This is a genomic window from Mucilaginibacter tolerans (assembly GCF_030519375.1).
In the GTDB taxonomy this organism is placed as follows: domain Bacteria; phylum Bacteroidota; class Bacteroidia; order Sphingobacteriales; family Sphingobacteriaceae; genus Mucilaginibacter.
The window spans coordinates 71,516-84,896 of the sequence record NZ_JAUMKB010000018.1 but is presented as its reverse complement, the minus strand read 5'-3'; the positions used below and the strand labels follow the sequence as shown (position 1 = coordinate 84,896).

At 42.5% G+C, this 13,381-nt stretch carries 15 protein-coding genes; 7 read left to right on the top strand and 8 right to left on the bottom strand.

All coding sequences use genetic code 11. The features are described from left to right. The first annotated feature begins 293 nt into the window (after nucleotides 1–293). Entirely contained in the window at nucleotides 294–1,763 is a 1,470-nt protein-coding gene (locus tag Q3A68_RS19740) for a HEPN domain-containing protein (protein ID WP_302902853.1), read from the top strand. A 341-nt stretch (nucleotides 1,764–2,104) separates the two neighbouring features. On the opposite strand, the gene Q3A68_RS19735 is transcribed toward Q3A68_RS19740, so the two are convergent. Both Q3A68_RS19735 and Q3A68_RS19730 read right to left on the bottom strand, forming a co-directional pair. Further along, nucleotides 2,105–3,046, bottom strand: coding sequence for a metallophosphoesterase family protein (locus tag Q3A68_RS19735; RefSeq protein WP_302902852.1), 942 nt, complete (start codon nucleotides 3,044–3,046; stop codon nucleotides 2,105–2,107). A 13-nt stretch (nucleotides 3,047–3,059) separates the two neighbouring features. Beyond that, nucleotides 3,060–3,590, bottom strand: coding sequence for a DinB family protein (locus tag Q3A68_RS19730; RefSeq protein ID WP_302902851.1), 531 nt, complete (start codon nucleotides 3,588–3,590; stop codon nucleotides 3,060–3,062). A 181-nt stretch (nucleotides 3,591–3,771) separates the two neighbouring features. Between Q3A68_RS19730 and Q3A68_RS19725 the strand changes: the two genes are divergently transcribed. Both Q3A68_RS19725 and Q3A68_RS19720 read left to right on the top strand, forming a co-directional pair. After that, complete coding sequence (locus Q3A68_RS19725; RefSeq protein WP_302902850.1) at nucleotides 3,772–5,256, top strand: TonB-dependent receptor; 1,485 nt, start codon at nucleotides 3,772–3,774, stop codon at nucleotides 5,254–5,256. Nucleotides 5,257–5,335: 79 nt separating this feature from the next. Continuing rightward, nucleotides 5,336–6,184 (top strand): 3-keto-disaccharide hydrolase, encoded by an 849-nt coding sequence (locus Q3A68_RS19720; RefSeq protein WP_302902849.1) that lies wholly within the window; start codon nucleotides 5,336–5,338, stop codon nucleotides 6,182–6,184. Nucleotides 6,185–6,269: 85 nt separating this feature from the next. On the opposite strand, the gene apaG is transcribed toward Q3A68_RS19720, so the two are convergent. After that, complete coding sequence (gene apaG, locus Q3A68_RS19715; protein WP_302902848.1) at nucleotides 6,270–6,656, bottom strand: Co2+/Mg2+ efflux protein ApaG; 387 nt, start codon at nucleotides 6,654–6,656, stop codon at nucleotides 6,270–6,272. A 45-nt stretch (nucleotides 6,657–6,701) separates the two neighbouring features. Then, a complete protein-coding gene (gene dusB, locus Q3A68_RS19710; RefSeq protein ID WP_302902847.1) occupies nucleotides 6,702–7,694 on the bottom strand; it encodes a tRNA dihydrouridine synthase DusB in 993 nt (330 codons plus the stop codon). Between the two features lie 44 nt (nucleotides 7,695–7,738). Here dusB and Q3A68_RS19705 point away from each other — a divergent pair, with 44 nt between their 5' ends. Genes Q3A68_RS19705 through Q3A68_RS19690 form a run of 4 tightly spaced genes read left to right on the top strand, consistent with a single transcriptional unit; the run spans nucleotide 7,739 to nucleotide 10,429 of the window. Further along, nucleotides 7,739–8,680, top strand: a complete 942-nt coding sequence (locus tag Q3A68_RS19705) for a CPBP family intramembrane glutamic endopeptidase (RefSeq protein ID WP_302902846.1) — start codon at nucleotides 7,739–7,741, stop codon at nucleotides 8,678–8,680. Then, nucleotides 8,652–8,864: a putative signal transducing protein gene (locus Q3A68_RS19700; RefSeq protein ID WP_302902845.1), complete on the top strand. Its 213-nt coding sequence runs from the start codon at nucleotides 8,652–8,654 to the stop codon at nucleotides 8,862–8,864. Before Q3A68_RS19705 ends, Q3A68_RS19700 begins: the two co-directional genes overlap by 29 nt. After that, entirely contained in the window at nucleotides 8,861–9,670 is an 810-nt protein-coding gene (locus Q3A68_RS19695) for a phosphatidate cytidylyltransferase (RefSeq protein WP_302902844.1), read from the top strand. The genes Q3A68_RS19700 and Q3A68_RS19695 overlap by 4 nt, the downstream gene beginning before the upstream one ends. A 21-nt stretch (nucleotides 9,671–9,691) precedes the next feature. Beyond that, nucleotides 9,692–10,429 (top strand): phosphatidylserine decarboxylase family protein, encoded by a 738-nt coding sequence (locus Q3A68_RS19690; protein ID WP_302902843.1) that lies wholly within the window; start codon nucleotides 9,692–9,694, stop codon nucleotides 10,427–10,429. Between the two features lie 215 nt (nucleotides 10,430–10,644). Here the strand turns inward: Q3A68_RS19690 and rplS are convergent, their stop codons facing one another. The 4 genes from rplS to Q3A68_RS19670 all read right to left on the bottom strand — a co-directional run bounded on the left by rplS (nucleotide 10,645) and on the right by Q3A68_RS19670 (nucleotide 13,381). Next, the gene (gene rplS / locus Q3A68_RS19685; protein WP_302902842.1) at nucleotides 10,645–10,992 is read right to left on the bottom strand and encodes a 50S ribosomal protein L19; all 348 of its coding nucleotides are present in this window, start codon (nucleotides 10,990–10,992) and stop codon (nucleotides 10,645–10,647) included. A gap of 162 nt (nucleotides 10,993–11,154) precedes the next feature. Continuing rightward, nucleotides 11,155–11,829 carry a tRNA (guanosine(37)-N1)-methyltransferase TrmD gene (gene trmD / locus Q3A68_RS19680; RefSeq protein WP_302902841.1) on the bottom strand — a complete coding sequence of 225 codons (675 nt, stop codon included), beginning with the start codon at nucleotides 11,827–11,829 and terminating at the stop codon, nucleotides 11,155–11,157. A 101-nt stretch (nucleotides 11,830–11,930) separates the two neighbouring features. Further along, nucleotides 11,931–13,139, bottom strand: a complete 1,209-nt coding sequence (locus Q3A68_RS19675; RefSeq protein ID WP_302902840.1) for a VOC family protein — start codon at nucleotides 13,137–13,139, stop codon at nucleotides 11,931–11,933. Between the two features lie 41 nt (nucleotides 13,140–13,180). Then, complete coding sequence (locus tag Q3A68_RS19670) at nucleotides 13,181–13,381, bottom strand: helix-turn-helix transcriptional regulator (RefSeq protein ID WP_302902839.1); 201 nt, start codon at nucleotides 13,379–13,381, stop codon at nucleotides 13,181–13,183.

The following is a 13,381-nucleotide window of genomic DNA, read 5'->3' as shown; positions in this document are numbered from 1 at the left end:
CTGAAATTGGGGATGAGTTTCAGCACTAACTCACTGAAGAGTATTCAGAATCAAAATGAGCAACTTTCGTGTCGCAAGAGGGTTTCCTGCTTCATGCCTCGAAGTTCCCGAATCTTGCTAATCTTTCTGCCGATATGCAGTGTAAGCTCTGTCATAATTCAAAAGTAGTATTTATGGTAAATGTACAAAACAACCGATGATTTGTAAAATACAATTCGTTATGGTTCGCTACACTAGTGGCCTGCTATTCTTTTGTGTTGCCGGTCAATACGGACCGGGTTAACATGATTGTCATGAAAATCCATCCTTTTAATTCATCAGAATTTTATCCACGATATATTAATGAACTGGAAATCAATGATCCGCTATGGGTAATTAGGGATTTCTTTTCTGTGGACTGGCTGACGGGGCACCTTGAAAATTTGCAGCAGTGGCGTAAATATGTAATAGAAGAAAATTACTATAAGGATAAAAGCAGCGGCCCCGTGAGCTTATTAATCACGCATAAATTAACCATGCGCTTGATTGAGGCAATGTATGTCTTGAGCCTGTCGAAAACGGCTAAGCTAAGCCTGAATAAAATTCACCTGAATTTTAATGTCCGGTTGCAATTCGAACAGTTACAGTGGATCGATTACCCGACCCATCTTTCAGAGGAAGAACTGATCAATCCATACCTTGCTATAAAGCATTTCTTTAAACCATATACAATAGATCAATATCGTGAGTTCCTGAATGAATGGTTGGAAACCGCTTTTTCAGCCACTCCCGCCGATGAAACGTTGCAAGCTTGCGACATCATTTACGTTTATGAAAACCTGCAAAAAATCTATGAGGCGGCATGGATTATCAGGCAACGGGAAATTGAACCGACTATTGAAAACACTTTGGACGCAGAAGAGTCCGCCGCAGATGTTGCCCAAACGCAATCGTCTAAACTGTCATTGGTCAAACGGAGTTGTGCTTTAAATGATACGCTGACCACAGCAGAAAAATTGGGTTTAAATGAATTGGTGAAAACCATATTGGACGCCGTTCCCCCCGTGCAATTAATTGTGCACCTGGGCACACACCCAAACCCCGAATCTTATTATTTATTAATAATTATCGACGAGAAGGACAAGGCATTTGAACATGATCTTATCCATCAAATAGAAAACCTCTGTAAACCACTAATAAAAGTTTGCGCTATTCTTCATAAATCCGATGCTTTTATCAGGGGGATTAACGAAGGCAGTCGTTTTTTTTATAATGCTTTAACTAAGTGCACAGTGGCCTACCAATGTGTATACCTGATTCTACCGGAATTTCAGTCTATTGATAGTGAATATATCCGAACACAAAACGAAGCCATCTGGAAACGTTGGGGCAGGCAGGGAAAAGACTTCTTGGATACAGCGTTGAACAGTTATGATGACGGCAACTATAATCTTTCACTGTTTCTCATGCATCAGGCAGTAGAAAGCACTTTAAGTGCCATCATACGCATCAACTTAGGTTACCGGCTTTCCATTCACAATCTGGAAAGGATGTTATGGATCACTTTGATTTTTACGGATGATCTTAGAAATGTCTTTGCTATGGATTCAGGTGAAGATGTCAGGCTCTTTGAATTGCTGCAAGGCTCTTATTCCGCTGCAAGATACAAAGACGATTTTAGTGCCGATCCGGAGATGGTGAAAGCGTTGTCCGATAAGGTCTGCAAGTTATTTATTATTGCCGAAGAGTTATATCTTCAGGTGATGGATGCATTAAAAGGATGAACCAGCGGAAAGGCTCCGCGTTTAATACTTAAAGTGCCGTCACTGCTTTACAACGGCGGTGCCTGCGGCCCGGGCACTCCGCTATATCTGCCTTGGAAAGCGTTTGAATTATTTTTCACATTTGAATAGAGGCACTTATCGAAGGCTTCGATGGCTTGCATTATTCAAGTCAATAATAGATGACTAAAAATAGCAACGAACCGTTAACATAGCTCGTGTAGTAGAAATAAATTCAGAAAAATCCCCCAAAATCCAGGTAAAGCAAGTGATGGGACAGGTTCCCTGTCTGCGAGTGAGTGAGTTAAAAAATCATCTGGTAAAAAAGAGGATGATAAAGCACATCATCGTACTGCAAAAGCAACACCGTTGTCAAAGCCCGAAAAATCTGTCTTCAACCGGCGCGACATCACCTGCAGGCTATCATTAAACCGCCTGACGACGAGATAGTGAAAGGCTGGCTTATAGGTAGCTGCAAGATCATGGCTAACTTCCCTGGTATATAAAGGTTGGTGAAGCCCGCCGCCGCCGCCGATAACAACGAAATGTTTGCCATTCGCGACAAAATGCTCGAAATTGTGTGAGTGCCCCGAGAGGAAAAGGACACATTTTTTAGAGTTAATAAATGCAGGGAGAAAATTTTGACGCACTGACATAGATGGCTTTACGATCTTGCTGTTGGTATAAGGCGAATGATGGCAGCCTACTATAATAAACTTAATAGCATTGTCCTTATCCAGCTCTTCCACCATATTGCTATACCAGTTATCCTGGGCTAATATTTCGGCCGTGGTCATCTTACTGAAATTAGAATTCAGCAGAATGACTGCTGTTGAGTCGATAATTTCGGTATAACCAGCCGCTTTGTACATCGGAAACCTGGTTTGAAAATTTTTGACGCCTATTTTAGGCTTGAATAATAACTCATGGTTGCCAAGTGTAGCATAAACCGGGATAGAATCGTGAGAAAATTGCTTTAGATACTCATCAATTGAGGTCCATTTTCGAACTTTGTATCCTACAGAAACCACATCACCTAAAATGAAAAAGCCAGAAGCATGTAAACTTAGAACATCCTTAAAGATCATTTTGGTGGCTTGCTGATTATGGTTTGCTTTGAGCTTTATCTTTTCAACCCACATCGGTTCTTGTGTATCACTGGCAAATGCGATCACAGGCCGTGCCTCCTGCGAGAACGCCCGGCAAGCAATAAGACTGAGAAAGAAGGTGCAAATAGCCTTCCTCGCACAATAATGGATGTAAATTTTATTGATCCTGTTCTCCATTCGGAATATATATTTATGTCCAGCCTAACTTCTCATCAATCCTTTTCTTCTGCTTGAAATGATGTCGCAGATGCATTTCGGCAAATTGGAGCCAGTCTAAGGTATTAAAGTAAAGCAATCCGGGATGTCGGGTTTTTCCGGTAGTTTTTGACGCATCAAATGAAGCATACAGGTTATTCACTTCTGCTTCTATAGCTAGCAGCTTTTGTTTCATTTCGTCTTTGGTTTCCGGTTGCTTGATGTAGGTATTTGTCGCCGGCCCTTCAATCATCATATCGGGAAAGCTATTATTCTGAAGCATTGCCCGTGCATGCTCATGCATCTCTTTTTCGCTGTCGTCGCTGGTTTGCATGGCCGCTGCCATTTGTACAACAAACCAAGCGGTGTCATCAGTAATATGGGTGTACACTTGTCCGAGCGACCACGACTTATCATCCGGTTTTTTGCAAAGCATTTCCAATGTATAATCTTCGAGAAAGCCAATCCATTTCCGGATGGTCTCATTAAACGCGTTGAGTAATATTGTTTGCCTACCGCTTTCCATGTAGATGTATGATCGAAGATAGCCAAAAAATAAACTACCCTTTATTGAAATAACGAATGCGTACAGTTGTTAAGATTTACTTTCTCAACTTTGTGGTCGGGCATTCCGTTAAAATCCGTAATTTTATAGTGTCTTACCTCATCATAGCAATGCTGTCACTGAAAATTAAGCAACTACTTGTATGACTGCTATTTACAACAAAGATATAGGAACAAAACAAAAGGCCCTGGCCATAAACCTGGACCCCAAAATATACGGCTCATTTGCCGAAATAGGTGCAGGACAGGACGTAGCTGCAAATTTTTTCAAAGCAGGTGGCTCATCGGGGACCATTGCCAAAACGATGTCTGCCTATGATATGACCTTCTCTGATGCCATTTACGGGGCCTTACAGGTACGCCGTTATGTGAGCGAGGCGCGTTTGATTTCCATGCTGGAGCACGAATATGGTCTGTTGATTGAGCGTCTGGCTGCACAACGTGGTGATTCCACAACATTTTTTGCGTTTTCAGACACCATGTCAGCCCTTAACTTTCATAAAACCAACGAAGGTCACGGATGGATGGGTGTACGCTTTCAGTTGGAGCCCAACGGCGCTTACAATGATGTGATCCTTCACGTAAAGCTGCTGGATAATGATAATAACCTGCAACAGCAGGCGGTGGGTGTACTGGGGGTAAACTTAATGTATGCCTGTTTTTATTATCATGAGGTTCCGCCTGTTTTTCTGTTGTCACTGATCGATGATCTTTCAAAGGATCGTATACAAATCGACATGATACGTTTTGAAGGGCCGAACTTCAAAAACGTGGATAACAGGCTGATGAGTTTGCATCTGGTAAAATATGGTTTTTCGGACGCCGCAGTATTTGGCCCGGATGGGAAAAACCAGCAGCCATCTGAGGTATTATACAAAAAACATATCGTAGTAGTAAGGGGCCGATTCCGTCCGGTAATCAACGTGCACATGGATATGTTGCATACCGGTGTGAAGCAGTTTTTGCAGGAGCCGGATGTGGATCACTCGCAGGTAGTGGTCATCACGGAGCTTACCTTACAGTCTTTGAAAGAAAGGGATGCCGACGATAATTCTGAAATTGATGAAAAGGACTTTCTTGATCGTGTAGATATTCTTTGCTCGCTTGGGCAAACAGTGTTGATATCCAATTTCCACGAATATTATAAACTGGTATCCTATCTTTCCAAAATCACCAAGCTAAAGATGGGCGTGGTTTTAGGGTATCCCAACCTGGAGTATATTTTCTCTGAAGAGCACTATCAGGACCTTCCGGGCGGAATCCTGGAGTCATTTGCAACATTATTCAGCAGGAAGGTAAAATTGTTCATTTATCCTACTTTGCGTGATGGTGTTATTATGAATTGCCTGCGCTTTTATCCACCCCCACACTTAATCGACCTTTATCGTTACCTGATAGCCAATAATAAGATTGAAGATATACGGAATTATAACGAAGGCAACCTGAATGTACAGACCGATAAGGTATTGCGGTTAATTAAAGAAGGAGCCGATGGCTGGCAGGAATATGTACCGGCTGAAGTAGCCAGCATAATAAAAGACCGCTGTCTTTTCGGTTATCCCTGCAAGACTGAAACGCCGAAAGAAGAAGTGAAGGCGGACGAGCCATCGGAACATACTGGGGCTTAATTATTTATCGTTATTGCGTTAAAAATTTTACAAGCCCGCACCAAACATAATTCATAACTTAGTTATAAGCCAAAGAATTATGAGACCTGTAAAATTGATCATCGCATTACTGCTTTGTGTAATTGTTATCGCATTTACGCCTTTTTCCACCAAAGAACATTGGAAACCGCTATTCAACGGGAAAGATCTTTCCGGGTGGGATACGTACATCGGCCCGGATCTGGATGATAATGGTAAGCCGATAACCGGGACGCCTGTCGGTTTAAATAATGATCCCCGCCAGGTATTTACAGTTGTTCCGGATAATGGTGAAAATGTTATACGCATATCGGGCCAGAACTGGGGGGCGATCATCACAAAAAACGAATACGAAAATTATCACCTGCAATTGCAATTTAAATGGGGCTCACTTTCGTGGGGGCAAAAGAAGGGGAAGAAAAAAGACAGCGGGTTGCTATATCATTCGGTTGGGAAATATGGCGCAGATTACGGCGCCTGGATGCGTGCTCAGGAGTTCCAGATAGAAGAAGGGAATACCGGCGATTATTGGGGGTGTGCAGGAGGCGAGGCAGATATACCTGCAGATAAGAAATCAGAAACCGATTATATTTATGATCCACGTGGAACGTTACTGCGCTTTAGCCAGACAAGTAAGCAAAGCCGTCACTGCATCAAGCAGGGCGATGCGGAAAACCCGTCAGGTCAATGGAATACGCTTGATTTGTATTGTCATGGCGATACCAGCATTCACGTGGTGAATGGAAAAGTAATGATGGTGCTCTATCATAACCAGCAATCAGAAAATGGCCAAGATTTACCACTTACCAAAGGCCGGATCCAATTGCAATCAGAAGGAGCGGAATTGTTTTACCGGCATATACAGATACGAGCAATTGATCATTTACCTCTGGAACTGATTAAACAGTAGGTACAGCTCTACTATATGCCGGGAAATGAGGAAATAAAAAGGCCCCAACGGAGCCTTTCAATATGTTATGGTAAGAATCTTCGCGTTAGTTCATCCGGTAAGGAGCGATCAGGTAAAATTCGGGTATCTGAACATTAAAGGAGCCATTATCAACCAGGCGGATCATCTGGTATTCGCCTTTCATGCTGCCCATGTCGGTTTTCAGGTTACAGCCTGATACGTATTCATGTGTGCTGCCTGGCTCAATAATAGGTTGCTGACCAACAACGCCCTCGCCTTCTACTTCACGTTTTGCCCCATTTGAGTCGAAAATTTCCCAATGCCTGCGTAATAATTGCACAGAGCTATGGCCCACGTTTTCGATGCTTATTTTGTAGGCAAACATATAATGATCATTTGCCGGGTTTGAATACTCCGGTTGATAGATAGTTTCTACTGAAACTTTAACACCGTCGGTAATTGTTGTGATCATGACTTTTTGTGAATGATGTCAAATATATGTTTATCAAAACAAATATTAAGCCATTTCTTCGGAGTAGCGTTCGGCCACCTCAAATAATATCTCCAGCACTTCTTCCACACTTGCTGCAGTGACCAATTTCATTCGAAATTCTTTAAAATGATCCACTCCTTTAAAGTAATTGGAATAATGTCTGCGCATTTCAAAAAGCCCTGTTTTTGGTCCCTTCCATTCGACAGACTTCTCTAAGTGAGTCTTGCAAACCCCTATGCGTTCGGCAATTGTGGGTTTTTCCAGATACTGTCCTGTTTTGAAAAAATGCTTTATTTCGCGGAAGATCCATGGGTATCCAATGGCCGCACGGCCTATCATCATGCCATCCACTTCGTATTCCAACCGCCAATCAGCGGCTTTTTGCGGCGAGTCAATATCCCCGTTTCCAAAAATGGGGATTTTTATCCTCGGATTTTTCTTTATTTCACGGATTAGCGCCCAGTCGGCTTCGCCTTTATACATCTGCGAACGGGTGCGGCCATGAATAGTCAGGGCCTTGATACCCACATCCTGTAAACGTTCAGCAACCTCATACACATTCTTGGTATTATCGTCCCAACCGAGACGTGTTTTAACAGTTACCGGCAAATGAGTTGCTTCCACAACTGCTTTGGTCATAGCCACCATTTTGGGAATATCCTGCAACAGGCTGGCGCCCGCACCGCGGCAAGCCACATTTTTTACTGGGCAGCCGTAATTGATATCCATCAGATCGGGGTTGACTTCTGTTGCAATTTCAGTCGCTTCGCGCATGTGCTCGATATCGCTGCCAAATATTTGTATCCCTATCGGGCGTTCATATTCAAAAATGTCGAGTTTCTGTCTGCTTTTTGCTGCATCACGTATCAACCCTTCTGACGAAATGAACTCAGTATACATCATATCCGCGCCGTTCTGTTTGCACACATAACGGAAAGGCGGATCGCTCACATCCTCCATCGGCGCCAGCAGCAGCGGAAATTCTCCGAGATCAATATTTCCTATTTTTACAGACATCTTTATCTTTATCCGCCGCAAAAATACGAATTTAGCGCCAAAATATGTCAGAACTCTCTCATAACCCCATACCGCACAAGCAAATACACCCTGGATTACAGTTTTTGATACTGGTGGGCTTGCTATTAGGATTCTTGATTTTTGGTCAACTGCTAGCCGGGGTCATTATAGGGGTCAAGTATGGACAAGATGTTTTACTTGATATTGCCAATTTAAAATTATCATCACCACAAGCGCAAAGCGCATTGTGGATAATGCAAACCACAGGCACAACGATTCCTATTTTAATTACACCAATAGTATTCTCTTATTTTATAGTACGGGAGCCGGACGAATACCTGAAAAATAACGTTCACTTCCCTTGGATTTTAGCATTTCTGGTTTTCTTCATTATGTTATTTTCTCTCCCTGTAATAGAGTTTTTGGGGAATTTGAATCAGAAATTTCCACTTTCCAAAGCATTGCGCGACTATGAGAGCGAGGTGCAAAAAATGTCAGATAGCATGTTACAAATGAATTCCTTTTGGAGCATGGTATTCGACTTGTTATTTATAGGATTGTTAACTGCAATAATTGAAGAAGTACTGTTTAGAGGAGCGATGCAAACTGTCTTTATTCGGTGGACGAAAAATAAGCATGTTGCTGTGTGGATTGTGGCAATCTTATTTAGCGCTTTCCACGTAGAGTTTTCTGGTTTCATTCCGCGTATGTTCCTTGGACTGCTTTTTGGATATTTTACAGTCTGGAGCGGCAGTATCTGGCCGGCAATTTGGGCCCATTTTGTAAATAACGGTACCATAGTGGTAATAACGTATTTGGCCCAGCAAAAAATAGTAAATGTTGATCCGAATGACCAGCATTCTTTTAATAATGTCATTTACATTGTGAGTGGTCTAATTATGATAGTATTGCTGTATTTTTCTCGTTATATTGCAGTAAAAAGGCAAATCGCAGATCATGGAGAAGAACTGGGTTCGGATTTTTAAGACGTTCAATTATTACCAGGCCGAAATTGTGAAGCAAGTACTTATAGAAAATCAGATCGATACCGTTTTATTAAATAAACAAGACTCTTCCCATCGTACTTTTGGCGACATTGAAGTATATATTCATCAACAAGATTTTAGCAACGCCATCGAGGTAATGATCCTGAATCAAATCAATTTATGAAAACACGCGCCATAACCGGCTTTTTCTTTGTTATTGTTATGCTCGCCTCAGTGCTATTGGGGCAATACGTATTTGGAGTATTTTATTTATTATTAAGTGCCTTTGCTTTATATGAGTTTTACGGGTTGGTGAAGCAAAGCGGTATTCAACCAAATATTGCTGCCGGAATATTAAATGGAGTATTGATATATGCAGCATTTTCACTCGTTCGTGATCTGCTGCCTGATCCATTTAGATATGTATTTATTTTGGCACTCACCTTGAGTTTGATCTTCTTCCAGGAATTATATAAAAAGTCGGAGACACCGTTTACCAACATTGCCTATACCATAATGGGCATTATTTACACGATTATACCGTTCACATTTTTCCATTCTTTGGGATTTCTTGGCAGTACATTCAATTTTCATATCCCGCTGGCATTCCTCATCATGCTTTGGTCCAACGATACGGGTGCTTATTTAAGCGGCAGGTTTTTCGGACGCACGAAGTTGTTCGAGCGCCATTCACCTAAAAAAACCTGGGAGGGCTTTATTGGCGGCGTATTAATTGCTGCTGTTGCTGGTTATATCCTGGGTATTTATTACACAGAATTATCCTGGGATAAATGGGTGATCATGGCTGTCCTGATCGGCTGCTTCGGTACGCTGGGCGACCTGGTTGAATCCATGTTCAAGCGCAGCATTAATGTTAAAGACTCCGGCGGCATACTACCCGGTCATGGCGGCTTGCTCGACCGCTTCGACGGCCTTTTGCTATCGGCGCCAATTGTTTATGCGTACCTCTACTTAATTTCAAATTCTTAATTTTGCAGAAAATATCATAACATGACTATCCACAAAGAAGGATATACCTCCATTGCGCTGTGCGTGCTGTTTATATTCGTAGTAAATGCTATCATCCAGTTTTACTACCCCGATGCTCACGTGCTCCGCTGGATTGTATACATACTATCATTCGCATTATTTATTATTATCCTGCAGTTTTTCCGTAGCCCGCATTTTCATATCAATATTGATGAAACCCAGGTGCTTTGTCCTGCTGATGGTAAAGTAGTTGTGATCGAGGAAACCGAAGAACCAGAGTTTTTAAAGGACCGCCGCATACAGATATCGGTATTCATGTCGCCTATTAATGTGCATGTAAACCGGAACCCGATTGCGGGCGTGGTAAAATACTTCAGATATCATCCGGGCAAATACTTAGTAGCCTGGCATCCGAAATCATCAACAGAGAATGAACGTACCACCGTTGTAATCGAAAACAAAAAAGGGGTGCCGGTATTATTCAGGCAGATAGCAGGCGCCATGGCCCGCCGCATTGTATGGTATGTGAAAGAAGGCGATAAAGTAGAACAAGGCGCACAGTTCGGTTTTATTAAATTTGGTTCAAGGGTGGATGTTTTTTTGCCTTTAGGCACTAAGATCAATGTTGGCCTGGGTGAAGTAGTAAAAGGCGGTCGTACAGTGCTGGCTACATTAGCTGAACCCGTTAAGGTAAAGGAAGAGCCTGCAATTGCAGAAGCAGCTACGGCGCCAAAAGCTGTTAAGAAAAAAGCACAATAAAATATACACTGTCCTTGCGGAGAGTGTCGAGACAACTAAGGGTCTACAACTTTTTTCAGTACGAGTCACCTGAAACGGAATGTAACACCCGCAATAGTTAAAAAAATTAACTATCATGAATTTAAAAAGTGCGGGGCCTATAATGGCGTTAGAGAGAAACGAAAAAGCCGACCTGAATTTTCAGATCGGCTTTAATATTTTCAGTACACTTAAACTTATACTCTTTTTGATTTGATACGGGCTGCTTTACCGGTCAGATCGCGCAGGTAGAACAATTTAGCACGACGAACTTTACCGTAGCTGTTAACCTCAACCTTGTCAATATTTGGCGAGTTGATTGGGAAAATACGTTCAACGCCGATACCATTTGAAACCTTACGTACAGTAAAAGTTTCGTTGTTACCTACGCTATTGCGTTGGATAACTACACCCTGGTAAACCTGAATACGTTCTTTGTTACCTTCCCTGATTTTATAGTGTACGCTAACAGTATCACCTGCTTTAAACGCAGGAAGTTGCTTTTTTTCTACTGATTGCTCTTCAACAAATTTTACTAAATCCATGATTTTAAGCTCTTAAAAGCGATTTTTAGCCCGTAAAAATCGGATTGCAATAATAGGGATTTTATTTCTAAATAAAAAACTGAATTAAAAAATTTCCACAATTCGTATTTCTATCCACAATTTACCGAAAAAAGGGGATAATCCAAAATCCATATCCGGAACTTATTTCAACAGATCCGGCCTTCTTACTTTGGTCCGCTCCACCGCCTGTTCAAAACGCCATTTCTCAATTTCTGGAGTATTACCGCTTAACAGGATATCGGGTACTTTATGTCCGTTCCAATCGGCAGGGCGGGTGTAAACCGGTGCATCTAGCAAATCATCCTGGAAGGAATCAGACAGGGCTGAGGTTTCATCGGATAATACACCCGGTATCAACCGAACTACGGCATCTACCAGCACAGCTGCAGGAAGTTCACCGCCGGATAACACATAGTCACCGATCGAAATTTCACGGGTAACAAAAATATCGCGTATACGCTGATCGATACCTTTATAATGGCCACAAAGAATGATGACATTTTTTTTGATGGATAACTGGTTTGCGATCTGCTGGTTCAGCGTTTCACCATCGGGCGACATAAAGATGATCTCGTCGTATTCCCGTTCCGACTTAAGTTTTTCGATACAGCGCGCAAAGGGTTCGATGGTCATTACCATGCCGCTACCACCGCCATAAGGGTAGTCATCAACACTTTTTTGCTTGTTGGTGGCATAGTCGCGCAGGTTGTGCACGTGAATTTCGGCAATGCCTTTTTTCTGCGCACGCTGCAAAATAGAGTGAGCAAAAGGACTTTCGAGTAACGAAGGCAATACCGTGATCAGATCAAAGCGCATGGCGCAAAGATAGGTTTTTTGAGATTCAAGATTCAGGAATCAAGAGCCAGAAGGGAACTCTATTGAAATTTGCCTTGATTCCTGGTTCCTGACTCTTGATTCTATTGCGAAGGTTCTTGATAAAGCCCAAATACATTCCCAAACGGATCGCTAAAGCGGGCGGTGATCTCAGGCGCATCCATGCCTATGGGTTGAACAATTTTACCGCCATTGGCAATTACTGCATCTATAGTTTCTTCTACGCTGTCCATCATCACATAAACCATTAATCCCGGTTCTGTTGATGGCTTGTATTGGTTGGTCCACATGCCGCTCACTACGCCTACGCCGTCATCAAAGGCAGCATTGCCATGGTTATCGCTACGTATTGGCCAGCCAAATACAGCTTCGTAAAAATTAGCAGATTTCGGAATATCATCCGCCGGGATCTCCACGTAGCATATTTTACCATTGCCGCCTCCCCGATGTTGGTATAATCCGAGCAGGTTGCCTGCAGGATCGTTAAACCAGGCAATCTGCTCGTGATCGCTTATAGGCATTTGTTTCACGATATTACATTCCCGATCAGTGATTTTCTTCACAGTTTCAGCAATGCTATCTACCATAATGGAAAGAATAAACCCGGCTTCGGTATGTTTTTTACGACCGGTTACCCAGGAACCACTCACCTCGTTGATGCCGTCATCAAAAGCCAGATGGCCGTCTCCGCGCGTACGCGTTTTCCAGCCAAAAACCTCGCTATAAAATCTTGCTGACTGAGCAATATCATCAGCTGGAATTTCGACATAACATATTTTGCCATTGCCCAGTGTGGGGCCGTTTTCATTTTCCATATCGGGTTGGTTTGATTGAATTTCAGAAACCATATCAACAATGTTCACACCCTGCACCAGTTCAAGACAATGTTGTGCCGCTAGCCCGCGGGCTAACTCAGATGTTTGCGGCGGGTATAGCCATATCGCTTTAGCACCTAATGGCAGAACGTGTTTTTCTACAATGCCGGGCAGCTCGGCTTCCGGTCTGTAAATGTGCACTATGTCCACTGTGCCCGGAAAGCCATCCAGTTTTTCAAAAGATGCATAAAACTCTTCCCCGTCATCGGTTACTGGAAAAATGCTTAAACCTTCCGTATTACGCGGCTTTTCTCTCCGTAATTTGGCCTCCGAATATTTATCGGGGCTATAGCTGAACACGATGAAGCCCGCTTTCAACAAGGCATAAGGCAGGTTGGCACTTGGCCAATCGACCAGGAGAATACTTTTAGCCGCTTTCAGAATCTGCTCAGGGCTGGTTTTGATTTCGTTATCCATACATGCTATTTGAAAGTTTAGTAAAACCTTGATTCTCTGAGTTAATCCCCTTCCTCTAACATAAATATTTCTTCGAGCGGTTTGTTGAACACTCTTGCAATTTTTAACGCCAGCACTGTTGAAGGTACATATTTATTACTCTCAATCGTATTGATGGTTTGCCGCGATACACCCACCTGTTCAGCAAGATCGGCCTGGGTAATGTTTTTTATAGCGCGTTCCACGCGAATATTATTTTTCAT

What these genes read in the sequence shown, in the direction of transcription:
- Q3A68_RS19740 (WP_302902853.1), top strand. Translation starts at nt 294, where the DNA reads ATGAAAATCCATCCTTTTAATTCATCAGAATTTTATCCACGATATATT.
- Q3A68_RS19735 (WP_302902852.1), bottom strand. Translation starts at nt 3,046, where the DNA reads ATGGAGAACAGGATCAATAAAATTTACATCCATTATTGTGCGAGGAAG.
- Q3A68_RS19730 (WP_302902851.1), bottom strand. Translation starts at nt 3,590, where the DNA reads ATGGAAAGCGGTAGGCAAACAATATTACTCAACGCGTTTAATGAGACC.
- Q3A68_RS19725 (WP_302902850.1), top strand. Translation starts at nt 3,772, where the DNA reads ATGACTGCTATTTACAACAAAGATATAGGAACAAAACAAAAGGCCCTG.
- Q3A68_RS19720 (WP_302902849.1), top strand. Translation starts at nt 5,336, where the DNA reads ATGAGACCTGTAAAATTGATCATCGCATTACTGCTTTGTGTAATTGTT.
- apaG (WP_302902848.1), bottom strand. Translation starts at nt 6,656, where the DNA reads ATGATCACAACAATTACCGACGGTGTTAAAGTTTCAGTAGAAACTATC.
- dusB (WP_302902847.1), bottom strand. Translation starts at nt 7,694, where the DNA reads ATGTCTGTAAAAATAGGAAATATTGATCTCGGAGAATTTCCGCTGCTG.
- Q3A68_RS19705 (WP_302902846.1), top strand. Translation starts at nt 7,739, where the DNA reads ATGTCAGAACTCTCTCATAACCCCATACCGCACAAGCAAATACACCCT.
- Q3A68_RS19700 (WP_302902845.1), top strand. Translation starts at nt 8,652, where the DNA reads ATGGAGAAGAACTGGGTTCGGATTTTTAAGACGTTCAATTATTACCAG.
- Q3A68_RS19695 (WP_302902844.1), top strand. Translation starts at nt 8,861, where the DNA reads ATGAAAACACGCGCCATAACCGGCTTTTTCTTTGTTATTGTTATGCTC.
- Q3A68_RS19690 (WP_302902843.1), top strand. Translation starts at nt 9,692, where the DNA reads ATGACTATCCACAAAGAAGGATATACCTCCATTGCGCTGTGCGTGCTG.
- rplS (WP_302902842.1), bottom strand. Translation starts at nt 10,992, where the DNA reads ATGGATTTAGTAAAATTTGTTGAAGAGCAATCAGTAGAAAAAAAGCAA.
- trmD (WP_302902841.1), bottom strand. Translation starts at nt 11,829, where the DNA reads ATGCGCTTTGATCTGATCACGGTATTGCCTTCGTTACTCGAAAGTCCT.
- Q3A68_RS19675 (WP_302902840.1), bottom strand. Translation starts at nt 13,139, where the DNA reads ATGGATAACGAAATCAAAACCAGCCCTGAGCAGATTCTGAAAGCGGCT.
- Q3A68_RS19670 (WP_302902839.1), bottom strand. Translation starts at nt 13,381, where the DNA reads ATGAAAAATAATATTCGCGTGGAACGCGCTATAAAAAACATTACCCAG.